We start from the raw sequence: 24,376 nt of genomic DNA on the forward strand, positions 1-24,376 counted from the left end.
CTGACCCTCACCGCCAACACCGACATCGTGGTGGAGGCCAGCAGCCATGAGATTGGCGGGGCGAAGGATTGGGGGAGTGGCTCGGGCAGCGCGGCGGCGGGGGCTTTGAGTTACTGGGGCAGGATGGATGTGAAGGATGTCGTTCCACCCTTCAACTTGAAGCTCAGGCTGACGGATACACCTGGCCCACATGGATTGGTGCTGCCTAACACGCCCTGGTAAATTGTGAAAAGCTCATCGGCGAACCAGGCCGCGCAGGTGCTCGATGAAATCCTGGCAGGCACCAGCGACGATGCCGGCTGGTTTCAACTCAAGCCCGATGAGCTCAAAAATCTGGATCGCCTCACGCGCGAGCAAGATGCCATGCTCTGGGTGGTGGCGGATGGCCACGCCCAGGAATTCCATTTGCTTGAGGAAAACGATGATTGGAGCGATGCGGAGCGTATGCACCATGCCTTGGATGCCATGGCGTATACAGACCGTGCGGGCATCGCTGAAGAGCAGACCGTTGGCGCGTTCCTTCATCAACTGAGCCAGTCCGAAACGCAGTCTGACACCGCCCAGGCGTTGCTGACACAGCTGAGAAAGTCTTGATCATGAGCGCACATCCTGACGTCATCACGCCGCATCGCACCGTCACACAAATCATTGGCAAAGATGGCGTGCCGCTGACTGCCACCTTTAGCAGCAATTTGTGGCACGGCGCCGAGAGCCGCTTTGCCGACAAGTCCGAGGGCAACAAAATCAAGGCCTTTGTGACGGGCAAGGACTACTTCGCCGACTTGCTGGTGTCCATCAAATCGGCCAGCCAAGAAATCTGCATGGCCGGGTGGCAAATCAATTGGGATGCCTTGCTGGCGCCGGGTGTTCGCCTGTACGACGCCCTCTACGCAGCGGCGGCGGCCAACAAGGGCTTGCAAATCTATGTGATGCCTTGGGACGACACCCAGCCCGTACAAACCTATGCCCTCGAAACCAAACGCGCATTGGAAGACATCAATGACCGACTGAATTCCAAGCAAGTGCATGTGCTGCTGTCGCCCAGCTACGCCAGCGTCAACAACAGATATTTCAGCCACCACCAAAAGCAAATCATCATCGACAGAACGCTGGCCTATGTGGGTGGCATGGATGTCTGCTACGGGCGCTATGAAGACACAGAGTTCCGGCTCAAGGCGGACTGGGAAAAGCGGATGGGCATGAACCGCTACAACCCCTGTATCGAATCCATAGGCAAGCTGGAAGAAGCGCTCACTGTGGACCCTGACTTGATGACAGGCGGCCTCGACCACCTGCCCTTCACAGGCAAGGGCTGGTCCAGCACGGCCACCCTTCATACCGACCGCCTGCGCCAAGGCGGCTGGCAGGCCAAGTATGCCGAGGCGCCTAGCAGGGATGTCGTTGTCAACGCCTCAGCGTTGGCCACAAACAAAGTGGACCTCTCCACCCTGGAGGCCTACAAGCAACCCCGCATGCCGTGGAACGATGTGCATTGCCGCATCGAGGGCCCCGCCGTCAACGATTTGCTGCGCAACTTTGTCGGCCGCTGGCTGATCCAGGACGATAAGGCCAATCTGTTCGCGCCGGTCAAAAGCAATGCTGCCGAATGCACCCAAGCCAAGCCCGGGCAAGCCCATATCCAGGTCTTGCGCAGCGCTCCGCAAAACCACTGCGCCAAAGAAGTTGCGGCACTGAAAGCGCACCAACCCGCCACGGCTCACCCCGACTTGCTGGCCCAGGAGCAAGCCCTGCTCAAAACCCTGGCCGAGCCCCGGGCCCCGCAAAAAGACATCTACACCACCATGCTGCGCCTGATCGAAAAAGCCAGCCACTTCATCTACATCGAGAACCAGTTCTTTGTGGGCGAGATGGGGCAGGTGCAGACCACCACCCCCCAACTCTCAGCCGTGGGCCAATTCATCAATCGCTACGGCGGCAAAAACCAGAACTCCGGCGGGCGCACCGCCGCCCGAACGGACCGCAATACCCAGTGGCAGCAATATGCGGCGGTGATCGCCGAGCGGCCCCAGAACGGCATCTGCCAAGCTTTGGTCACCCGCATACGCCGGGCCATCATGAACAAGACTCGGCCGCGCTTTCATGTCTACCTCACCCTGCCGGTGCACCCGGAAGGCTGCTTGAACAATGCCACGATTGCCATCCAGGTGTTTTGGACGATGCAAACCCTCACCTTCGGCAGCCAGAGCTTGCTCAACGGCATACGCCGCTCGCTCAAGGCGCGTGAGTTGCGCGACGGGGGGGACACGGGCTATGAGCGCGTCTACGCCGATGGCAACGACGAGTACGAGAGCGTCGACACCGAACGCTGCTTTGAGTACGTGACTCTGCTCAATCTGCGCACCTGGGACACCACCATGAACCAGCGCGCGGTGACCGAGCAAATCTATGTCCACAGCAAGCTGATGATTGTGGACGACCTCTATGCCTTGCTGGGCAGCGCCAACATCAATGACCGCAGCCTGCTGGGCGAGCGCGACAGCGAGTTGGCCGTGCTGGTCATGGACGGCGCCAACTCCCGCGCCGACATCAACGGCCAAGGCAGCCAGCGGCCCGTGCGCACCTTTGCCCATGAGCTGCGCAAAGACGTCTGGCGCAAACTCTTCGGCCTCAAGTCCGACCCCAAATTGGCGGCCAAAGAACTTGCCAAAGCCGTGGACGAACCCGGCCACCCGGACAGCTGGAAGGCGATTCAAAAGCGCGCCAAGCAGAACGCGGAGATTTATGAGAAGGCCTTTCCTTGGGTGCCGAGGAATTGGGTGAAGTTTGGTGATAAGCCAAAGACGATGGCATCGATCTTGCCGACATGGGACGCCACTGCGGATGCACCGACAGTTGCCAGTTGGGGGGAGAAGGGTCTGCTCACCTCCCCCATGCCTTTTGAGCCCGTCTTCTGGGAAAAGGGCCGCTACAAGCAAGACGAGTTGGGTGCGCTGTCTGAGCAGGTCAGGGGCTACATCGTTGCGCTGCCTTATTTATGGACAGGTGGTGAGCACCTTCACTTTGACTTCCCGACCGCGTTGGTGGCCGAGAACGAGCCGGCGAACTCCACGGGCACTGCTGCATCCACCTTGGCCGCGCTGAACAAAAGAAATGGAGAGTCCAATACATGAAGCAGTTGCCGACCAAACTCGACCGTATAGGCGCAGGGCTCAGTGTCTTATGCCGCTGGGCCTTGTTGCCCCTGGCAGCGATGGCCAGTGCCTGCTCAGCAGAGCCGCCGCCCATCCCAACTGACTGGAAGACCGACTGCGTGGGGCTGATGCAGATCAGCTTTCCGGGGGAGGTGGATGTGGCGGCGCACAAGTTCCGAAAGTACTCGCAGTTCTCCACTCAGGCCAATTTGAGTGAAAGTGTCTTTTTTTCGGATGGGAAAATTGCAGGAGGTGACGACTTCTGGTATCACGGCACCCTTCAGGTGACGCACCCAATGACGGACGATGAATACAAGGCTTTGGTAGCCGCAAGAAAGGACTCGCAAAAAGAAGTATTGGCTGACTTCAAGAAGAAAAAGCCCACTGAGTTGAACGCAGCCGGACAACGCTCCAGGTATTGGCTCCTTCAGACGACTGCAAAAGACGGCGTTGCATGGCGATTCGACGCAGATTACGTTGTACTCATGCGAGTCAATCAGTCTGTCATTAGCTGGGTATCTGCGGGTAGTAGACCAAACATCGACAAGGCCGAAAAATCCGCAGCCATCGCCTTCAACAACCTAAACCAAGCCCAGCCCCGCCCCCTCTACGACCTACCCAAAAATCCAGGGCTTTGCCTGCCCTATCTTTTTATCCAAGATTCTGAGCCTGCGCCAGACAGAAGCTTTGGCGTGACCTACCGCCTCAAGGAACACCCAGACATCACAATATTTTTGCAAGACATTCGTGCCAACACGCCCGTTAAAAGCGAACGCGACAACCGCTTCGCCGCCATTGATCGGGCCGAGAATTTCTGGGGATTGATGTATCGGCAAAGCTACGCCAAGGCCGATGTTCAATACCTCAATTTCTCCGAATTCGCAGGCTACAAGGCCGTCGCCAGCAAAGCCTATATGGTGCGTCAGGGCGGTGAGAAAGACTACGGTCTGATGTACACCGTGCTAGGCCACGAAGATGAAAGCAAAGATGTACCCAACCTGACGTTTCGCGTCATCCGCGACGCCAAGAACGCCATCGCCAAAGGCATAGAACCTGTCCCAGAAAAAGCTTTCTTTGAGATGGCGCAAACCATTGCTAACAGCGTCAAGCGCAGGTCGGTCAAGCAGCGCGCGATCGAGCCACAGGGAACTCAAGCGCCTTGAAAGCAATGCAAGCCTCGCTGCCGTGGAACGATGTGCATTGCCGCATCGATGGCCCCGCCGTCAACGATTTGCTGCGCAACTTTGTCGGCCGCTGGCCGAGCAACGCTCCAGCGCCCAAGTCGGCCTGGGGCCCCTCGCCGCCCTGCCAGCCAGCCGCCAACTCAGCGACCAAACCCCGAGCATCAGCGCAGCCCTCATCCACGCCAGCGCCGCCGAACACCTGCTCCTGCTCAGCCCCGGCCCGCAAGTGCTGGCTGCGCAAAACATCGCATTCGCAGCCCAAGGCCAACTCGACCTCGCCAGCGCCGAGCCAATCCGCCTCTACGCCAAAACCGGCATCACCTGGCACACCGAAGGCGAGTCCAAAGCCAGCCTCAACAGCCGAGGCAAAGGCGGCAGCCGCACCGACATCATCAGCCAAGGCAACGATCAAACCCAGGTGCAGGGCGGCGCCGCTCACTACCTCGCCCAGCAAGACCTCATCCTCGAATTCCGTGGCCAACACGCCGTGCTCAGCACCCAAGGCGTCATGCTGGAGTTGACGCAAGCCGGCACCCTGACCCTCACCGCCAACACCGACATCGTGGTGGAGGCCAGCAGCCATGAGATTGGCGGGGCGAAGGATTGGGGGAGTGGTTCGGGCAAGGTCACGCCGCTCAGTGTGTTGGCTCAAGCCAAACCTGGGCCAGCGCCTATGGATGAAGAACTCCAAGTGACTTGGCCGTTTGATCATTCACCAGTCCGACAACAGCAGTTCGAAATCACCCGAGCCGACAGTGGAGTCATCCCCGGCACCACCGATGGGCAAGGCAACACGGGCTTGCAAAATAGCCAATTTTTAGACGCCGTTCATTTGCGGCTCCATCCAAATCCAGAGGCACCCCAATGACTGGCCCCCGCGTTGAACGCATCATTCCCGTCTGTTTTGACGACCGGGGCAACCCGGTTTGGAAATCTCAGACCTCGCCCCCCGACAACTCCATCGGCATTTGCTTCATGGTGTCGCAGCGCATCATTCCGGTGATCTTTGTGCCAGGGGTAATGGGGAGCAATTTGAAGGGGACAACAAAAAGGGAAGAGATTCGGTGGTTACTTGACTCTCCCACGACCATGCTGCCCTGGTCTGTCAGAGGGGCTGAAACCCGTAAGCAATACCTCCGCCCCGAGGTCATGAAACTCGACGATGGAGGCGCCATCCCTGAAGGCACGCTCCAACAAGCCGCTGAGCTGAAACGCCGGGGCTGGGGCGAAGTGGGGGCCATGAGTTATGCCGAATTCCTGGTCTGGTTGGAAAACAATCTGAATGACAGCGACCATGCCCGCACCGGCCTACGGGCACAACTCATGGACATGGATTTGCAAGCCCACAAGGGTGAAGCCAAGCTCAGTTGGGACGAGGTGGCGCTGAGCTACAAATACCGCTTCCCCGTCCATGCCTGTGGCTACAACTGGCTGCAAAGCAATGTGGATTCAGCGGAGCACCTGAAGCAACGGATCAACGAGGTGATTGCGCGCTACAACAGCGAGGGCAAACGCTGCGAGAAGGTCATCCTCGTCACCCACTCCATGGGCGGCCTGGTGGCTCGCTATTGCTCCGAGGCCTTGGGCATGCGCGACAAAATCATGGGCATCGTCCACGGCGTGATGCCGGCCATTGGCGCACCGGCCGTCTATCGCCGTTTCAAGTCAGGCACCGAAGACTACTCCGCCTTTTATAACGTCGCCGCCGCCATGGGTGCCGCGGTGCTGGGCAACGATGCCGCCGAGATGACGGCTGTGCTGTCTTCGGCCCCTGGCCCCTTGCAACTGCTGCCTGGCAAGCAATACGGCAATAAGTGGCTGCATATCAAGGACAGAAACTACACCTACAGCATGCCCATGAACGGCGATCCCTACAACGAAATCTACACGGTGCGTGGCCAATGGTGGAGCATGTGTGATGACCATCTGATGAACCCGCTGAACCAAGAGCGTGATGCGCGAGCTTGGACTCGGCAAAACGAGATTGACTGGGCAGCGTTCACCCGAATCATCAGGAACGACGTTGCAAAGTTCCACGTCAAAATTGCCGACAAATACCACCCCAACACCCACGCCTTCTTCGGCAGCGATGAGACCTTCAGAGCGTATGGCAACGTGACCTGGAGCAGCACCACCGGCCTGATGGCTGCCACGGTGTTTAAAGATCGCAAGCTCGATGTGCTCAATGCCCGACCCTTGACGATTGAAGAGCTGAGGGAGCACAAACGCGATGACAAGGCCGGCGCGGAACTTAAGACCGAACGCCATGTCGACGCCAGCTACACCGACAAAGGCTGGTTCTCAAAAGACACTTTGATCTACAGAATCAGCGCACCTGACGCGCCCGGTGATGGCACCGTGCCCCATGCCTCCGGCGTTGCGCCTGAGGCGTTCTGCAAAAGCATGTTGCGCGTGGGTGTAGGCCACGAGCCGGCGTACAAACAATCGGTCAGCCCGGACAACCTCAAGGCTTGCCAATTCACGTTGCGGGCCATCATCAAGATTGCCCAAGAGGTCAAGACAACGAGCCTGCGCTATGACTGAATCTCGGCACTGGATGGCAAGGGCCATCCCCATCCTCCTCGCCATTTGCGGCCTGCCCCTGCTGGCCGCCTGCCAACCCAAGGTGCTTCCCATGACCCCAGAAGAAACAACCCATATCGCCCCTTTGTTGGCCACCACACGCACCCTGTGTTTGGGCCGTTACTTGGTCGAGATGCCGACCCGGTTTGTGCGTAACAGCGAGACCCGGGCCAAGGTGGATGACGTCTCGATTGAGGTTACGCCGCAGACCCGTCTGGCGTTTGACGCTGAACTCACGGCCAGACGCCTGGAGCTGGAGGCCATTCATATGGCAGACGAGCCTACTTGGCCTCTCTTGCGGAGAACGTATGAAGTGCCGCTTCGCGATGCAGGCTTGATATTTGATCGAGCAGAACACCCGCATAAAGGTCGTTTTGGGCGAATGTTGGAGTTATTAGCGTGGCGCAACGGATTCAAGCTAAAGATGATGCTTCGTGCTGATGACAACACCTTTCCAGAAGATGCCAATGAGCCCATGGCGAGGCAGCTCGGTAGCAACTTTCACCCGCAACTAGAGGCACTGCGCAAGCTCTACACCAAGACGCGCGGGATGGCCGAAGGCGAGATCCCCACCGAGCCGGGCCTCTGCATTGCCAATGGCTTTGTGCAGGGGCGAACTTACCAGGCCGAAGTGGTTGAGCTGGTTTATCAACTGGACGGTGCGCCTGATGTGTTCTTTGGATTCAGCGAGGACAGCAATCTCAAGGAGAAAGACACCCTGTTGCAACGCTCGGCCAAAGTCGAAGCGGCCATGAAACTGGCCGACACAACCACACTGCGCAAGGGCGTGCGCAAGACCGAGCATATGGAGTTTGAGGAGTGGTTGATGCATGGCCCTTTGGCCGATGAAGTGTTCAAAGGAACTCGCTTCCAACTGACGGCCAATGAGGCCACGGGAGGCCGAGACAAGCCATATACGGATTTAACCTTTCACAATGGCGCTCGAGTACCTCAACCCGAAATGAACTGGCAACAAAAAGAAGCGCTAGGCCTCGACAAGAAATTGACCCACGCCACGCTGACGCCGGCCGAGGCCATGGCCATCTGGGATCAGGTCACCTCGACGCTGCGGCCCAGGCCTGGGGCGTTTTGAGCGAGTGTTGCAATGTTTAACAAGGTCGCTATTGCCGCCCGCAACGCCAAACCCCAGCCGCTCACCGTCGCCAGCCCCGCCGGCCTGAACGCCCCCGACCTGCAAGCCGAGCATCTGCTGGACTTCGATCTGCAATACACCCAAACCCCGCAAACCGCCAGCCTGTGGGCGTACAACTACCGCGACCAAGGCCGCCAGCTGCGCAGCAGCATCGATGCGCCGTCCGCAAGGTCCGCAACCTCCGCAACAGGCGACCCCTCCCGTGCTGACCGCCTTCAACGGGGGGGGCACCCGGACACCACGCAGCCAAAGTTCAGGAGCTTTTTAACAAAGAACGCGACACGCATCGGCAGGCTACCGTTGGCGAACATACCGACACGGCCTCATGAAAAAAGCAATCAAGGCTCACGAGGTGGCGGTCAATGAAGTCGTGAGTTCAGTCTGGTAGTCATCCCGGTCTACGGTGTGATGTGTCATTGTTAACGGTGGGGCCCCTTGGCCTAGGGCGAACCCCTGCATGCAGCGCACAGAGCGCTCTCTAAACTGCGCCCTTTGCTCGAACCCGAGCCCGCCTTGAGCCCTTGGCCGGCCAATCAAAAACGGGGCCGAACCGACAGGGCGTTCAAAGCATGGGGAGTCGGCGAAGACGCCGACGGGGAGTGTTCAAGCATGTGCATTTTTGTTGCCAAGATGCGGTCATTACAGTCCTTGCGGGCATGCCTGGCCGTGATGGCCTGGGGCCTGTTTCTGCCACCCGCGCCCGCGTCGGCAGAAACAGCCTCAATCGCTCCTGCAGCCCCGGCCAAATCCGCTGAAGAGCGCGCCCAGGCGCAGGCCGACCGCGTGTTCACCTGGATTAAGTTTCAGAACGAAGCCCCGGTCAAGAAGCCCGCTGCGGCAGCTGCCTCACCCACGCCGCCCGCCGCCAAACCTGTGTCCAAAGCGGTGACGGCGGCAAACGCTCCGCCAAAGCCCGCATCGCTCACCGCCAAGAGCGCCGAGCGTGACACCCGCGATCAAGAGACCATGGCCCTTGGCCACGCCCCCGTGGCCGCCAGCGCGGCGGCATTGCGCGTTGCGGCCGTTGATGCGATACCGACCCCTACAGCCACGCCTGCACCTGAATCAACATCAGCACCCGCTCAAGCGCTTGCGGCGGTAGCGACGGCGACCGCTGCTGCGCCTGAAGTGGAGGCACCGCAGCTGCGCTTGATTCATCGCGTCGAGCCGGAGTTTCCTGCCCGCATGGCGCGGGATTTCAGCGGTGGATCGGTCGTGCTGCGTTTCGTGGTGCAGGCGGACGGTAGTGTTCAACAGGCTGAATCCGTGCGCGCCACCCACGCCAAGTTGGCAACTGCCGCTATCACCGCTGTGTCGCAATGGCGCTTTGCCCCGATTCCCCGCCCTCGCGAAGGGCGGGTGGAGATAGGCTTCAGACCGGAGGAGTGAGGGGGCGCCGCGCCCGCCCGTTCATCCAGGCGGTTTGAAAGTGCCGCAAATCGGCGGCACTCATGTCGGGCTTGAGCGCGCGCACCAGGCAGGCCGCCGCTGCACCCGTTTCGGCGCAGTCTTGCACCTGCTCAGGCGATAGCAGCCCGCCAATCGCCACGACGGGGCATCCCGCCATGGTGGCCCACCAACGCAGATTGCGCATGCCTTGGGGCCGCCAGGGCATGTCTTTGGTGGTGGTCGGGTAGACGGGGCCGCAGGCGATGTAGTTGGGCGTCAGACCGCGGGCCCGGGCCAATTCCCATAAGCTGTGGCTGGACAGGCCGAGCCGGGCGCCGCTGTTCAAAATCTGGCTGCGCTCTTCGGGGTTCAGTGCGGCCCAATCTTCCTGCCCCAGATGCAGGGCGGTGGCGCCCGCCGCCAGTGCCTCACGCCAGTGGTCGTTGATCCAGAGTTGTCCGGGCTGTTGCTGTTGCTGTGCCAGTTTCAAACTCTGATGCAGGGCCTCTTGCACGTTCTCGCCGGACGCGGTTTTGATGCGCAGCTGCACCTGGCTCAGACCTTGAGCGAGCAGCGGACCGACTCGCGTGGCTTGGTCGGTGATGGCGTACAGCCCCAAGGTGGCTTGATCGGCGCCGGGGACGGGCCGGGCTGCCAAGGCCTGGCGCCAGCGCCTGAGCGTTTGGGGCGACGGCGTGGTTTCATCCGCAAAGCCCATCACCGGCATACAGCGTGGGTCCTGGATGAAGCTGCCCTCGGCCTTCACCGGCCCGGCGCCTGCGCCTGCGGCATAACCCTGGCGTACGGCTGACCAGCTGAGCATCTTCGCCAGCACCACGGCGTCGGCCAACGGGTAGCCTCGCGCCAGGGCCGCAGCGGCGGCGGTGGCGAAGGTGCAGCCGCTGCCGTGGTGGTGGCGCGAAGGCAGGCGGGGCAGTGCCAGCCAGCCTGCGACAGGGGGCTCGGCAGGCGCTTGGGCATCCAGCCAGTCCAGCGCCAGATGGGCGGCGCCTGGGGCGTTCAGATCGTCGCCTCCGGTGATGCACACGGTTTGCGCACCGGTGGCGAGCAGGTGGCGGGCCAGCGCGGGTGTTGTTGTGTCCGTTCGCTCGGCGAGTGATTCGGCCTCTCGTCGATTGGGTGTCAACAAGGTGGCGCGGGGTAGCAACAGCGTGCGGTAGGCCTGAACCAAGGCTGCGTTTGAAAAGGCCGCGCCGCCCGCTGTGGCGCTGAGCACAGGGTCGATGACGAGGGCCACCGGGCCGTCGCGCCGCAGTGCATCCACGCAGCGTGCCAGGCACTCGATGGCTTCAACGCTGGCCAGCAGCCCGCACTTGATGGCGCGGGGGCGACAGTCTTGGGCCAGGGCATCGAGCTGTGCCTGCAACTGGGCCACAGGCACCGGGTGCACCGATTGCACGCCGAGCGAATTTTGCGCTGTGACGACCGCGACCACCGGGCACAGGTGAACGCCCATGGCGCTGGCGGCGCGCAGGTCGGCCGCGAGGCCCGCGCCGCCGCCGCTGTCCGTGCCGGCCACACTCCAGATGATGGCCGGGCGATCGGCCGGCGCGGCGCCCGAGTCCAGTGACGACGGCAAGCAAGGATGGGGAAACCCTGTCATGCCGGCCCCAGCAAAAAGGCGTGCCCGCTGACCGGTGTGGAGGGCCGGGCAAAGGCTTGCGGCGCCATGGTGCCGGCCAGATAGCCCTGCCGGCCAGCCCGCACCGAATCGCGAAAGGCAGCGGCCATGCCCACGGGGTCACGCGCTTGCGCCACTGCTGAGTTGAGGAGTACGGCATCAAAACCCAGCTCCAGCGCCTGCGCCGCGTGTGAGGGCGCGCCCAGGCCCGCGTCGATGATCAGCGTGGCGTCGGGCAGGCGCTCACGCAGGCTGCGCAAGCCGTGCAGGTTGAGCAGGCCCTGGCCCGAGCCGATGGGGGCGCCCCAGGGCATCAGCACCGCGCAACCGGCGTCGTCCAGCAGGCGCCGGCAAAGTACCAGGTCTTCGGTGCAATAGGGGAAGACGGTGAAGCCGTCTTTCACCAACTCGGTGGCGGCGCTCAGCAGCTCAAAGGGATCAGGTTGCAGGGTGTGCTCGTCACCGACCACCTCCAGCTTGAGCCAGGCGGTGCCATACAGCTCCCGTGCCATTTGGGCCAGTTGAATGGCTTCGCGCGCGCTGCGGCAGCCGGCGGTGTTGGGCAGCAGGCGCGCGCCTTGCGACTGGGCCTGCCGCAAGGCCAGTGCGAGGGCGCCGTTGTCGCCGGCCTGCAGGGTGCGCTTGAGGCCCACGGTCAATACCTGGCATTCGGAGGCCTGAATGGCGTCCACCAGCGTTTGCGGGCTGGGGTAGCCGGCGCTGCCGAGAAAGAGGCGGCTGCCCAGCGGCTGGCCGTTGATGATGAGCGCGTCATGAGCGGGCATGGGAATCCTTGAAGCTTTGATGCGGGGGGGCGTTGAGACTTGGCCTTAGCCGCCGACGATGGCCTTGAACAGCAGCACGGCGTCGCCGTCCTGCAGCAGCGTGGCGGGGCGAGCGGCGCGGGCGATGAATTGGCCGTTGAGGGCGGTGGCCACGCTGTCTGCGGGGCGGCCTTGCTCTTGCAGCAACTCAGCGAGCGAGAGCGGCGCGGGCCGTTGCAGGGTGAGTTCGTCGAGGTGGATGGTGATCGTCGTCTGCATCTTTATCTTTATCTTTATGGCGTCACGCCAGGCTGCCCAGGCCACTCTGGCTCAGAAGTGCTTGAACGAGCGCGGGGGCTAACAGCCAGCCGTGGCGGTACAGGCCGTTGAGTTGCAGCAGGCCGGGCGCGCAATGGGCCTGGGGCTTGTTGTCGGGCAGGGCGGGGCGCAGATTGCGGTCGAGCCGCAGGATGCGGGCTTCACTCAGCGAGGGCATCACGCTGTGGGCCGCGGCCATCAGCTCCACGGCACTTTGCAGGCTGACTTCGCTGCGGTCCTCGCTTTCGATCTCGCTGGCGCCCAGCATCAATTCCGACTCGCTGCGCGGCACCAGATAGACCCGGTAGCGTGGGTGCAGCAAGCGCACCGGGCGGCGCAAGGCGTGGCCGGGCAGTTGCAGCTGCACCACCTCGCCGCGCACGCCGCGCAGGGGCAACTGGGGCCGGGCGCCCAGGCCCCGGGTGTCGATCACCCAGTCGGCGTCGATGCAGCGACCATCGGCCAGTTGCAGGCGCCGCGCGCCGGTGTGGGTGACCGGCTGCTGCCAATGCCATTGCACATCGCCCAGGCTGGCGCCCGCGTGCAGGGCGGCCATGGCTTGGGGCGGGTGAATCAGCCCTTCGCCGGGCAGCAGCCAGCTGTGCAGGCCGGTGTGCTGCAGCGCCGGCTCCAGCGCCTGCAACTCGGCACTGCTTAAGGCTTGCGCAGCGGCGGGTGAATCTGGCTGAGGCGCCGCGTTCAGGCGCGCCAGGATGCGCTGGGCTGAGCCCAGGTCCTGGCGATGCGCCACCAGCAGGCTGCCTTGCGTTTCAAGGCGCACCGTTTGCGGCAGCTGCGCGGTGATCAGCGGCCACAGGCGCAGCGATTGCCAGCCCAGCGCGGCCACGTCGGCCTCGGCCTTTTCCAGCTCGGCCAGGGGGCTCAACATGCCGGCTGCGGTGAAGGCTGCCGCGCCATGGCCGTCAAATCGCGGTGCCGGGCCGGGGCCGGCGTCAAACACCTGCACGGGGTGGCCGGCCCGGCTCAGTGCCCAGGCAAACATGCGGCCGGCCAGGCCGGCGCCGGCGATTGCCACGGTTTGGGCAGGGCGGCTCATGCTCAGGCTTTGCTGATGGGGATGTAGAGCTCGCCGCCTTGCGCCTTGAACTCAGCACTCTTGGCGCGCATGCCAGCTTCTTGAACTTGACCTTGGGTCGAGTCAGCAGCCAGGTCTTTGGCGTAGTCGCGCACGTCTTGCGTGATCTTCATTGAGCAAAATTTGGGGCCGCACATCGAGCAGAAATGCGCCACCTTGGCGCTGTCCTTGGGCAGGGTTTCGTCATGGAATTCGCGTGCGGTGTCGGGGTCCAGGCCCAGGTTGAACTGGTCGCTCCAGCGGAACTCGAAACGCGCCTTTGACAAGGCATCGTCACGCGCCCGCGCGCCGGGGTGGCCCTTGGCGATGTCGGCGGCGTGCGCGGCGATCTTGTAGGCCATCAGGCCGGCCTTGACGTCGTCGCGATCGGGCAGGCCCAGGTGCTCTTTGGGCGTGACGTAGCAAAGCATGGCGCAGCCGAACCAGCCGATCATCGCCGCGCCGATGCCGCTGGTGATGTGGTCGTAGCCGGGCGCGATGTCGGTCGTCAAGGGCCCCAGTGTGTAGAAGGGTGCTTCGTCGCAGTGCTTGAGCTGCTCGGTCATATTGGCCTGGATCATGTGCATGGGCACATGGCCGGGGCCTTCGATCATGGTTTGAACGTCGTGCTTCCAGGCGATCTGGGTGAGTTCGCCGAGGGTGCGCAGCTCGGCGAATTGCGCTTCATCATTGGCGTCCGACAGGCTGCCGGGACGCAGGCCATCGCCCAGCGAGAAGCTCACGTCGTAGGCCTTCATGATCTCGCAGATCTCTTCGAAGTGCGTGTAGAGGAAGTTCTCCCGGTGATGAGAGATGCACCACTTGGCGAGGATGGAGCCGCCGCGTGACACGATGCCGGTACGGCGTTTGACCGTCATGGGAATGAAGGGCAGGCGCACGCCGGCGTGGATGGTGAAGTAGTCCACGCCCTGCTCGGCCTGCTCGATCAGGGTGTCGCGGAACAACGCCCAGTTGAGGTCTTCCGCCACGCCGCCGACCTTCTCAAGGGCTTGGTAAATCGGCACGGTGCCGATGGGCACGGGGCTGTTGCGCACGATCCAGTCGCGCGTGGTGTGGATGTTGCGGCCGGTGCTGAGGTCCATCACCGTGTCGGCGCCCCAGCGGGTGGACCAGACCAGCTTCTCCACCTCTTCTTCGATGCTGGAGCTGACGGCGGAGTTGCCGATATTGGCATTCACCTTGACCAGGAAGTTACGCCCAATGGCCATGGGCTCCAACTCGGTGTGGTTGATGTTGGCGGGGATGATGGCGCGGCCGCGTGCGATCTCGGCCCGAACGAATTCAGGCGTGATGATCTTGGGGATGCTGGCGCCGAAGGGGTTGCCGGCCAGGCGTTGTTCGCGCTCGGCATCGGCCTCGTACTCGCGCATCCATTCGTGGCGCTGGTTTTCGCGGATCGCGACGAATTCCATCTCCGGCGTGATGATGCCTTTGCGGGCGTAGTGCATCTGCGTGACGTTGGCGCCAGCCACGGCGCGGCGCGGCTGGCGACGCAGGCCCACGCTCATCTCGTGCAGCAGGCGTTGTTGGGCCTCTTCACGCAGGCCGTCGTCCACCAGCTTGATTTCACGGCCCGTGTAGGCCTCGGTGTCGCCGCGCGCCTCGACCCAGGCGGCACGCGGGGCGGGCAGGCCTTGATGAACGTCGATGCCGGCCGCAGGGTCGGTGTAGGGGCCGGAGGCGTCGTACACCGTCACCACCTCGCCGTTGCTCAGGGCGATGGCCCGTTGCGGCACGCGCAGTTCGGGATGCAGCTGGCCGGCGATGTAGGCCTTGCTGGAGGCGGGCAGCGGCTCGCGGCTGCGCTGCAGCCGGGCCTCGAAGTCGATGGGGGCGGCCGGGTCGGCAGCGACGTTGAGATTCGGGTCGGTCAGTGCATTCATGCGCGGGCTCCGTGGGCGTTGAGAGTTTGAAATCTCTCCGGAGGTGCGAGCCTGAGACCGAGGGTGCGGGCATGAGTCGAATGCGCTCAGGGCTTCAAGGTGAAGCGGCAGACCGATGGGGCCTTGGGCATGAGCGGGCTCTTCTTACGCCGGTATCAACCGGATCAAGTTCAGCGGGTCCGTGGCTTCCACCACATCTCAGCCCGGCGCGTCAGATCAAGCTGATGCGCGACAGGGCCCCCCGGAGCAAGCGGCCAGTATAGGTGCTCGGACAAGGTGGGGGGCTCGGCGCTGACGGGCCCATAGGGCAGCACGTCGTATGAATTCCGACCGTTCGACCGATTTTCGAACGCCCGTCCGAGTCGCCGGACGGTCGTGCCGGGCCTGCGGGATTCCCCTTGGGGCATCAATCAAATCATGGACTTAGGCGGGCGTTGACTCGCCCGTGGTGGACCTGGCATGCCTGCTGCATGAAATGGGTCGGGCGCAGTGGCGCTCAACTCAGTCAAAAACAGGAGACAGTTCATGCAAGTTCAGTCGCAGGTGCAGGTGATGGGCATCGATGCCGGGGGCACGATGACCGACACCTTCTTTGTCCGCGAAGACGGCCGCTTTGTGGTCGGCAAGGCCCAGAGCAATCCGGCCGATGAATCGCTGGCGATCTACAACTCGTCGCAAGACGCTTTGGCGCATTGGAAGCGGGAGGTGGACGATGTGTTCCCCGAGCTCGTGACGTGCGTCTACTCCGGCACGGCCATGCTCAACCGCGTGGTGCAGCGCAAGGGCCTGGACGTGGGCCTGATGGTCAACAAGGGCTTCGAGCACGTGCACTCCATGGGCCGCGCAATCCAGAGTTATCTGGGCTACGCGCTGGAAGAGCGCATTCACCTGAACACCCACCGCTATGACGAGCCGTTGGTGCCCCTGAAGCGCACCCGTGGCGTGACCGAGCGCACCGATGTGCAAGGCACGATCGTTATTGCGTTGCGTGAAGACGAGGTGCGGCAGGCCACGCGTGAGCTGGTGGCCGTGGGCGCCAAGGCCATCGTGATCTGCTTTTTGCAATCGCACAAAAACGGCACCAGCGAGCAACGCGCCCGCGATGTTTGCCGCGACGAACTGAAGAAGCTGAAGGCCGATATTCCGGTGTTCGCCTCGGTGGACTACTACCCGCAGCGCAAAGAAAGCCACCGGATGAACACCACCATCCTGGAGGCCTATGCTGCTGAACCTTCGCGTCAGACGCTGAAGCTGGTCAGCGACCGCTTCAAGAAGCACGGCGCCAAGTTCGACCTGCGCGTGATGGCCACGCACGGCGGCACCATCAGCTGGAAGGCCAAGGAGTTGGCACGCACCATCGTCTCCGGCCCCATTGGCGGCGTGATCGGCGCCAAGCTGTTGGGTGAGGCGCTGGGCGACGAGAACATTGCCTGCTCCGACATCGGCGGTACCAGCTTCGACATGGCCTTGATCACCAAGGGCAGCTTCGCCATTGCGTCCGACCCGGACATGGCGCGCCTGGTGTTGTCCTTGCCGCTGGTGACCATGGACTCGGTCGGTGCGGGCGCGGGCAGCTTTGTGCGCCTGGACCCCTACAGCGGCTCCATCAAGCTGGGCCCTGATTCAGCCGGCTATCGCGTGGGCACTTGCTGGCCAGACAGCGGCCTGGACACGGTCTCGGTGTCTGACTGCCACGTGGTGCTGGGCTATCTGAACCCTGAGAACTTCCTGGGCGGCGCCATCAAGCTGGACGTGCAGCGTGCGCGTGACCACATCAAGGCGCAGATCGCCGACCCGTTGGGCCTCACGGTGGAAGACGCCGCAGCCGGTGTGATCGAGTTGCTGGACCTGCAACTGCGCGAGTACCTGCGCTCCAACGTCAGCGCCAAGGGTTATAGCCCGACCGACTTTGTCTGCTTCAGCTACGGTGGCGCCGGCCCCGTGCATACCTACGGTTATACCGAAGGCCTGGGCTTCAAGGACGTGGTGGTGCCGGCTTGGGCGGCGGGCTTCTCGGCCTTTGGCTGCGCTTGTGCCGACTTCGAGTACCGCTACGACAAGAGCGTGGACTTGGCCGTGCCGCAGCATGCCTCGGCTGAAGCCAAGATCAGCGCTGCGCAGACCATCCAGCAAGCCTGGAGCGATCTGGCCGCCAAGGTGATCGAGGAGTTCCGCATTAACGGCTTCGATGCCAAGGACGTGATTTTGCGCCCCGGCTATCGCATGCAGTACATGGGCCAGTTGAACGACTTGGAAATCAATTCTCCGGTGGCCCAGGCGGCCACTGAAAAAGACTGGGATCTGATCGCCGATGCGTTTGAAAACACCTACGGCCGGGTCTACGCCAGTTCGGCCCGCTCGCCCGAGTTGGGCTTCTCGGTCACTGGGGCGATCATGCGCGGCATGGTGGTCACGCAAAAGCCGGTGCTGCCTGAAGACCCCATGGGCGGCCCCACGCCGCCTTCCGAAGCGCTGGTCGGCACACGGCCGCTGTACCGGCACAAGCGGTGGTTCGACGCCGTGATCTGGAAGATGGAGTCGCTGAAGGCCGGCAACGAAATCACCGGCCCCGCCATCATCGAATCCGACGCCACCACCTTTGTCGTGCCCGAGGGCTTCAGCACGGTGCTGGACAAGCATCGCTTGTTCCATTTGCGTGAGGTGGGCAAGAAAGCGGCGCTGATCAAACCCGCAAAGTCCGCCAAATAAACCCAGGCAATCAGGAGACACACCATGAAAATGAATCAGGCAGAAGTCGGCTTTGCCGACCTGTTGGGCAACGGGCAAACACTCAAGCAATACCGGGACGGCATTCTTGAGCGCACCAAGGCCACCGGCCACTACAACGGGCTGTCACGTCTTGCGCTGCGCGAGAAGGACCCCATCGGCTACGAGAAACTTTTCTCCAAGCTGCGTGGCGGTCTGGTGCATGCGCGTGAAACCGCCAAGAAGATCGCGGCCAGCCCCATCGTGGAGCAAGAAGGCGAGTTGTGCTTCACGCTCTACAACGCGGCCGGTGACTGTGTGCTCACCTCCACGGGCATCATCATCCACGTCGGCACCATGGGCGCGGCGATCAAGTACATGATCGAGAACAACTGGGAGGGCAACCCCGGCATCCATCCGGGCGATATGTTCACCAACAACGATTGCTCGATCGGCAATGTGCACCCCTGCGACATCGCCACCATCGTGCCTATCTTTGTCCAAGGCAAACTGGTGGGCTGGGTCGGTGGCGTCACCCACGTGATCGACACTGGCGCGGTGACACCGGGCTCCATGTCCACGGGGCAGACCCAGCGCTTCGGCGACGGCTACATGATCACCTGCCGCAAGACCGGTGTGAATGACACGCCGCTGCGCGACTGGCTGCATGAGAGCCAGCGTTCGGTGCGCACGCCCAAGTATTGGATCCTCGACGAAAAGACCCGCATCGCCGGCTGCCACATGGTCCGTGCGTTGATCGAGGAGACCATCGCCGAGGAAGGCCTGGAGACCTACGAGGCCTTCGCCACCGAGGTGATTGAAGAAGGCCGCCGCGGCCTGCATACCCGCATCAAGGCCATGACCCTGCCCGGTATCTACCGCAAGGTGGCCTTTGTCGACGTGCCCTACAAGCATGAAGACGTGCAGACCTCCAACGCCTTCGCCAAGCTGGACTCCATCATGCACGCGCCGGTGGAGATGGAAATCCGCGCCGATGCGTCTTGGCGTTTGGACTTTGAGGGCGCCAGCCGCTGGGGCTGGCACTCGTACAACGCCCACCAGGTGGCCTTCACCAGCGGCATCTGGGTGATGATGACGCAAACACTCGTGCCCACGCAGCGCATCAACGACGGCGCCTACTTTGGCACCGAGTTCCACATGCCCAAGGGCGGCTGGAATAACCCCGATGATCGACGCACTGGCCATGCCTACGCCTGGCACTTCCTGGTCTCGGCCTGGACGACGATGTGGCGCGGTCTGGGCCAAGCCTACTTCAGCCGTGGCTACCTGGAAGAAGTCAACGCCGGCAACGCCAACACCAGTAACTGGCTGCAAGGCGGCGGTATCAACCAGGACGGCGAGATCCACGCCGTCAACAGCTTCGAGGCCAGCTCCTGCGGCACCGGCGCCTGCGCTATCAAGGACGGCTTGAACCACGCCGCCGCGATCTGGAACCCCGAAGGCGATATGGGCGATATCGAAATCTGGGAAATGGCCGAGCCACTGCTCTACATGGGCCGCAACGTCAAGGCCAACTCAGGCGGCTACGGCAAGTACCGTGGCGGCCATGGTTTTGAGACCTTGCGCATGGTTTGGAACGCGCAGGACTGGACCATGTTCTTCATGGGCAACGGCTACATGAACAGCGACTGGGGCATGATGGGCGGCTACCCCTCGGCCACCGGCTATCGCTTCGAAGCCCACAACACGGGCCTGAAGGAGCGCATCGCCAAGGGCGAAAGCCTGCCACTGGGCGGCGACACCAATCCGGACCTGCCGGACTACGAGAACCACCTCGGCCCTAACGCCCGAGTCAAGCGCGATCACCAGTGCATGACCACCGAGGACTGCTACGACAACCACGACCTTTACCTCAACTACATCCGTGGCGGCCCGGGCTTTGGTGATCCACTCGACCGCGAATTGAGCGCCATCGAAGCCGATCTGAACAACGGCTTCTTGTTGCCCGAGTACGCCCGCACGGTGCACGGCGTGGCCGCGACCCGCGATGCAACGGGCCAATGGACGATCGACGAGAAGGCCACTGCGCTGCTGCGAATCGATGTGCGTGAACAGCGCATCGCCCGCTCCAAGCCCACGCGTGAATGGATGAAGGGCGAGCGCCAGCGCATTCTCGATAAACAGGCCTCGGTGCAGGTTCAGCACATGTTCGCCACCAGCTTTGGCTTGTCGGAAAAGTTCGAGAACCAGTTCCGTACGTTCTGGGACTTGCCCAAGAGTTGGACGCTCAAGGAGGAAGACCTTGGCGTGCCGTCCTACGGCTCCAAGTACCGCATGGATCTGTCCGCCATGCCCGATGTCCATACCGTCACGCTGGTCGAAGAGTGACCGGCCGCCCATCTATTTGAGGAGAACTCATCATGTCTAAATACACCCCGGAACAGGTCAAGAACCTGGTGGACGGCAAGCTCGACTGGGACACCACCTTGCGCATGTTGTCCATGCCCAAGGACCCCGAGCGTTTTGAGCTGTATATCCAGGCCTTGCAAAAAAAGCTCGACTGGAAGGACCGCATCGTCCTGCCGCTGGGCCCGCATCTGTACATCGTGCAGCAGGCCAAGACCAAACGCTGGGTCACGCAGTGCGACTGCGGCCACGTGTTCTGCGATTGGAATGAGAACTGGAAGATGCATGCCAATCTCTATGTGCGTGAAACCGAGGAGGCAATGACGCAGGTGTACCCCAAGCTGATGGCGCCGGATACTGCATGGCAGGTCTACCGCGAGTACACCTGCTCGCAATGCGGGACTCTGCATGACGTTGAAGCACCGACGCCGTGGTACCCCGTGATTCACGACTTCGAGCCCAATATCGATGCCTTCTACAAAGAGTGGGTGAACCTGCCTTTGCCGGAACGGTCGAATTGAGCGGTCGAACTGATCGCTAGCCCGTGTTGAAGTCCCGGCCCAAGGCACTAACGCCTTGGGCCGGGCAGGGTCATCGCGACCGTTGGAATACTTAGGAAAAACATTGGATGTGCTTCGCTTGCGAATGGGTCAGGAGAAAGACCTTTTCTGACCTGCTCGCCGCAGACGCTGCGTCCGATCAGGAGAATTTGATGAAAGCACTTGTTTACGGCGGCCCCGGCAAAAAGGATTTGCTGGAGGTTGAAAAGCCTACGATTCAGCACGCCAGCGATGCGGTGGTTCGCGTCCTCCACACCACCATCTGCGGCACCGATTTGCATATTTTGAAAGGCGACGTGCCGACCTGCCTGCCCGGCACCATCCTGGGCCACGAGGGTGTTGGCGTGGTTGAGTCCGTGGGTGCTGGTGTGACCGCCTTCAAGCCTGGTGACAAGGTGCTGATTTCCTGCATCAGCAGTTGCGGAAAATGCGAATTCTGCCGTCGCGGCATGTACTCGCACTGCAGCACCGGGGGCTGGATTTTGGGCCACACCATCAACGGCACGCAGGCTGAGTATGTGCGCATCCCTCACGCCGACACCAGCCTCTATTCCGTGCCCGCCGGGGTGGGCGAGGAGGCGCTGGTGATGCTCAGCGACATCCTGCCCACCGGGTTTGAGTGCGGTGTGCTCAACGGCAAGGTATCGCCTGGCAGCACGGTGGCCATCGTTGGCGCCGGCCCCGTGGGCCTGGCCGCCTTGCTGACTGCGCAGTTCTATTCACCGGCGAAAATCATCATCGTGGATCTGGACGAAAGCCGGCTTGATGTGGCCTTGACTCTGGGTGCAACCGAGGCGGTCAACAGCAGCAACGGCTCGGCGGTGGACGCCATCATGGCGCTGACCGAAGGCCGTGGCGTGGACACCGTGATTGAAGCCGTTGGCATTCCTGCCACCTTCCAACTCTGCCAAGACATCGTGGCCGCCGGTGGCGTGATCGCCAACGTGGGCGTGCATGGCAGCAAGGTCGATCTTCATCTGGAAAAACTCTGGCTGCACAACATCGCCATCACCACCCGTCTGGTGGACACCCAAACCACGGCCATGCTGCTCAAGACCGTGGTCGCCAAGAAGCTGGACCCCGCTCGCTTGATCACCCACCGCTTCAAGCTTGCCGACATCCTGGCGGCCTATGACACCTTTGCACAGGCCGCGAAGTCAAAGGCATTGAAGGTGATCATCAGCTGAGTCTGCCCCAGCGTTGCGGCGCCTGGGCCGCGCGTCGGCTGTGTCCTGCATGACATTCGTTGTGCGGGACTGCTGGCATTTAAGTGATTAAAATGATTGATTGCTGTAGAAAAAATCACATTTACCAAATTTCAAGAGGTTTAGCCCTCATTCGCGGCAAACAGGGTGTGGCTAAGATGGTGTGGTGGAGCGCGATTGCATGCGGCGTGTCTCCAAAATTTGAGGCGTATGCATCGATGAGGGGGCGGCCGTTGGCGGCCGGCCTGCTGCTCTGAGGAGATAAGTTGCAATGGCCCAGACGGTGGATCAAATGTTTTCCAACCCCGGTGATGAGTTGGCGGTGACCCAGGCCTGGGAGTCATTTCTGAATGGCCAGACCCGGTCGGCAGGGGCGTTGCGCACCCTGGTGGATGTGTCGTGGCAACGCTGCGCCGAGGCGAATGTCGACCCCAACCGCCGTGCAGGGCCGACCCCCGTCTCGGAACAGGATCTCTACTTGCTGCGAGAACGGCGCCGCGACCTCCTGGAAGCCAGCGCGCCTGTCATGGCGTGCGCGCGCGACTATCTCGCCGAGACCGGCGCACTGATGGCCCTGGCCGACGCCCAAAGTGCCATCCTCAGCACCGAAGGCGACAGCCCTGCGCTCAGCCTTGCCGAGCACATTCAACTCGTGCCCGGCACCCGCTGGAGCGAGCACCTGTGCGGCACCAACGCGATCGGCACCGCCTTGGCGGTAGGCCAGCCGGTGCAGATTCATTCCGCTGAACATTTTTGCGCAGGCATCAAACGCTGGACCTGCTCGGCCACGGTGGTGCGCCACCCGGCGGACGGCGAAATCATTGGCGTCGTGGACGTGTCAGGGCTGTCCTCCACCTTCAACCGGCAAAGCCTGGCCTTGGTGGTGACCACGGCCAGCCGCATCGAGAATCGCTTGGTGATGGCGGAGATGGAGCGCCGCTACCGCCTGCTTGATGTGGCCATGGCCCCTTGGTCGGCGGCGGGGCGTGACGCGGTGGTGCTGTTCGACCGGCGGGGTTGTCCTATCAAGGCGAGCGAGCATGCGCAGATTGCCATCGCCGATGCGGGCGGCGCACTCGATCTGGCCTCGGTGCGCAGCGTGCCGGCGTTCAGCGCGGCGAGCATGCGGCGCGGTGTCGGGCATGCGCAGCTGCCCGCGTGGATTCGCGCTGAATGGATTGAACCATTGGTGGTCAAGGGCGAGCATTTGGGCACCTTGTTGGTGATGCGCTCCTCACAGGGCCGGGCCCGCTGGGCGGCGCCCCCGGCGGCGGAGCGACAGCCCCTGGCCCTGGCGCCTGCCACCCCGCCAGAGCTGGCGAGCTTTTCTCATGTGCTGACTGAAGATCCGGCCATGCTGGAGTTGATTCAGCGTGCCCAGCAATTGGCGCGGTCGAAAGTGCCGGTGTTGCTGCAGGGTGAAACTGGCGCGGGCAAAGAAGAGTTTGCCAAAGGGATTCATGGCGCTCGCAAAGGCAGTTATGTGGCTTTGAATTGCGGCGGGTTGTCGCGTGAACTGCTGGCCAGTGAACTGTTTGGTTATGCCGACGGTGCCTTCACCGGGGCTCGCAAGGGCGGCATGGTGGGCAAGATCGAGGCCGCGCACGGCGGCACCCTGTTTCTCGATGAAATTGGCGAAATGCCGCTGGACATGCAACCGCAACTGCTGCGCGTGCTGGAGCAGGGGGAGCTCTACCGCCTGGGCGACAACGCACCGCGGCGGGTTGATTTCCGCCTGGTGGCCGCCACGCACCGCGACCTGCGTCAGGAGGTGGCTGCAGGGCGCTTTCGCATGGATTTGTACTACCGCGTGGCCGTCACCAGCTTGCGCATCCCCGCGCTGCGCGAGCGGCCCGGCGACATCGCGCTGCTGGCCCGGCATTTTCTCGAACGCTTTCGGCGCGAGCAGGGGCAAGTGCCCGAGCCGCTGGCCGCGCCGGTGCTGGCGGGCCTGTTGGCTTACTCCTGGCCCGGCAATGTGCGGGAACTCCGCAACGTCATCGAGGGTGCGGTGCTGACCTGCCCCGAGGGCTTGTCCAGGGAAGACCAGTTGCAGTTGGACCCCGGCCTGTTCGCTGATTTACAAGCGCCGGCACCGGGCGGTGTGCTGGGTGATGAGGATGGGTCGGTGGCCAGCATGGCCGAGGGTGAAGAGCGGTTGATCGCCCGCGCGGTGGCCGCCAGCGGCGGCAATCTCACCCTGGCTGCACGCCGGCTGAATATCGCCAAAAGCACCTTGTACGCCAAGATGCGGCGTTATGGGCTCAGCCGGGATGGCATCGCAGGGGCCGTGACAGGGGCCGTAAGAGGCGCCGTGGCGGGTCGGCTCTCGGTGTTGGGCGAGTAAATTGCCCACACAGGGTGAATAAAAAAC

19 protein-coding genes and 1 riboswitch are annotated in these 24,376 nt (G+C 62.5%); of the genes, 14 read left to right on the forward strand and 5 right to left on the reverse strand.

Going from position 1 to position 24,376, the window contains the following annotated elements:
* The 9 genes from PRZ01_RS08940 to PRZ01_RS08980 form a co-directional block, all read left to right on the forward strand.
* Positions 1–222: hypothetical protein (locus PRZ01_RS08940; RefSeq protein WP_273596436.1), on the forward strand; the 222-nt coding region annotated here is incomplete at its 5' end.
* Positions 223–225: 3 nt separating this feature from the next.
* Positions 226–594, forward strand: a complete 369-nt coding sequence (locus PRZ01_RS08945; protein WP_273596437.1) for a hypothetical protein — start codon at positions 226–228, stop codon at positions 592–594.
* Between the two features lie 2 nt (positions 595–596).
* Positions 597–3,131 (forward strand): hypothetical protein, encoded by a 2,535-nt coding sequence (locus PRZ01_RS08950; RefSeq protein ID WP_273596438.1) that lies wholly within the window; start codon positions 597–599, stop codon positions 3,129–3,131.
* Entirely contained in the window at positions 3,128–4,315 is a 1,188-nt protein-coding gene (locus tag PRZ01_RS08955) for a T6SS immunity protein Tli4 family protein (RefSeq protein WP_273596439.1), read from the forward strand. The genes PRZ01_RS08950 and PRZ01_RS08955 overlap by 4 nt, the downstream gene beginning before the upstream one ends.
* 22 nt (positions 4,316–4,337) lie before the next feature.
* Positions 4,338–5,204, forward strand: a complete 867-nt coding sequence (locus PRZ01_RS08960) for a hypothetical protein (protein ID WP_273596440.1) — start codon at positions 4,338–4,340, stop codon at positions 5,202–5,204.
* Positions 5,205–5,425: 221 nt separating this feature from the next.
* A complete protein-coding gene (locus PRZ01_RS08965) occupies positions 5,426–6,880 on the forward strand; it encodes an esterase/lipase family protein (protein ID WP_273596441.1) in 1,455 nt (484 codons plus the stop codon).
* 91 nt (positions 6,881–6,971) lie between these two features.
* Positions 6,972–8,012, forward strand: coding sequence for a T6SS immunity protein Tli4 family protein (locus PRZ01_RS08970; protein WP_273596645.1), 1,041 nt, complete (start codon positions 6,972–6,974; stop codon positions 8,010–8,012).
* Positions 8,013–8,024: 12 nt separating this feature from the next.
* Entirely contained in the window at positions 8,025–8,438 is a 414-nt protein-coding gene (locus tag PRZ01_RS08975; protein ID WP_273596442.1) for a hypothetical protein, read from the forward strand.
* Positions 8,439–8,681: 243 nt separating this feature from the next.
* On the forward strand, positions 8,682–9,461 hold the full coding sequence (locus PRZ01_RS08980; protein WP_273596443.1) for a TonB family protein: 780 nt from the start codon (positions 8,682–8,684) through the stop codon (positions 9,459–9,461).
* On the opposite strand, the gene PRZ01_RS08985 is transcribed toward PRZ01_RS08980, so the two are convergent.
* The 5 genes from PRZ01_RS08985 to thiC are packed head-to-tail and all read right to left on the reverse strand — an operon-like array spanning position 9,445 to position 15,164.
* Positions 9,445–11,085, reverse strand: coding sequence for a bifunctional hydroxymethylpyrimidine kinase/phosphomethylpyrimidine kinase (locus PRZ01_RS08985; RefSeq protein ID WP_273596444.1), 1,641 nt, complete (start codon positions 11,083–11,085; stop codon positions 9,445–9,447). The two genes, PRZ01_RS08980 and PRZ01_RS08985, sit on opposite strands and share 17 nt — an antisense overlap.
* Positions 11,082–11,888 (reverse strand): thiazole synthase, encoded by an 807-nt coding sequence (locus PRZ01_RS08990; RefSeq protein ID WP_273596445.1) that lies wholly within the window; start codon positions 11,886–11,888, stop codon positions 11,082–11,084. Before PRZ01_RS08990 ends, PRZ01_RS08985 begins: the two co-directional genes overlap by 4 nt.
* Before the next feature lie 45 nt (positions 11,889–11,933).
* Entirely contained in the window at positions 11,934–12,146 is a 213-nt protein-coding gene (gene thiS, locus PRZ01_RS08995; protein WP_273596446.1) for a sulfur carrier protein ThiS, read from the reverse strand.
* 22 nt (positions 12,147–12,168) lie between these two features.
* On the reverse strand, positions 12,169–13,242 hold the full coding sequence (locus PRZ01_RS09000; RefSeq protein ID WP_273596447.1) for an FAD-dependent oxidoreductase: 1,074 nt from the start codon (positions 13,240–13,242) through the stop codon (positions 12,169–12,171).
* A 2-nt stretch (positions 13,243–13,244) separates the two neighbouring features.
* Entirely contained in the window at positions 13,245–15,164 is a 1,920-nt protein-coding gene (gene thiC, locus PRZ01_RS09005) for a phosphomethylpyrimidine synthase ThiC (protein ID WP_273596448.1), read from the reverse strand.
* A 124-nt stretch (positions 15,165–15,288) separates the two neighbouring features.
* Positions 15,289–15,418: riboswitch (TPP riboswitch) on the reverse strand.
* 271 nt (positions 15,419–15,689) lie between these two features.
* Here thiC and PRZ01_RS09010 point away from each other — a divergent pair.
* From PRZ01_RS09010 to PRZ01_RS09030, 5 genes are all read left to right on the forward strand, one after another.
* Positions 15,690–17,873, forward strand: coding sequence for a hydantoinase/oxoprolinase family protein (locus PRZ01_RS09010; protein WP_273596449.1), 2,184 nt, complete (start codon positions 15,690–15,692; stop codon positions 17,871–17,873).
* Between the two features lie 24 nt (positions 17,874–17,897).
* Positions 17,898–20,219: a hydantoinase B/oxoprolinase family protein gene (locus PRZ01_RS09015; RefSeq protein WP_273596450.1), complete on the forward strand. Its 2,322-nt coding sequence runs from the start codon at positions 17,898–17,900 to the stop codon at positions 20,217–20,219.
* A gap of 32 nt (positions 20,220–20,251) precedes the next feature.
* A complete protein-coding gene (locus PRZ01_RS09020) occupies positions 20,252–20,758 on the forward strand; it encodes an acetone carboxylase subunit gamma (protein ID WP_273596451.1) in 507 nt (168 codons plus the stop codon).
* Positions 20,759–20,949: 191 nt separating this feature from the next.
* Positions 20,950–21,984, forward strand: a complete 1,035-nt coding sequence (locus PRZ01_RS09025; RefSeq protein WP_273596452.1) for a zinc-dependent alcohol dehydrogenase family protein — start codon at positions 20,950–20,952, stop codon at positions 21,982–21,984.
* Positions 21,985–22,273: 289 nt separating this feature from the next.
* Positions 22,274–24,349: a sigma-54-dependent Fis family transcriptional regulator gene (locus PRZ01_RS09030; protein WP_273596453.1), complete on the forward strand. Its 2,076-nt coding sequence runs from the start codon at positions 22,274–22,276 to the stop codon at positions 24,347–24,349.
* Positions 24,350–24,376: the final 27 nt, after the last annotated feature.

This window comes from Roseateles koreensis, from assembly GCF_028595305.1.
GTDB lineage: Bacteria > Pseudomonadota > Gammaproteobacteria > Burkholderiales > Burkholderiaceae_C > Paucibacter_A > Paucibacter_A koreensis.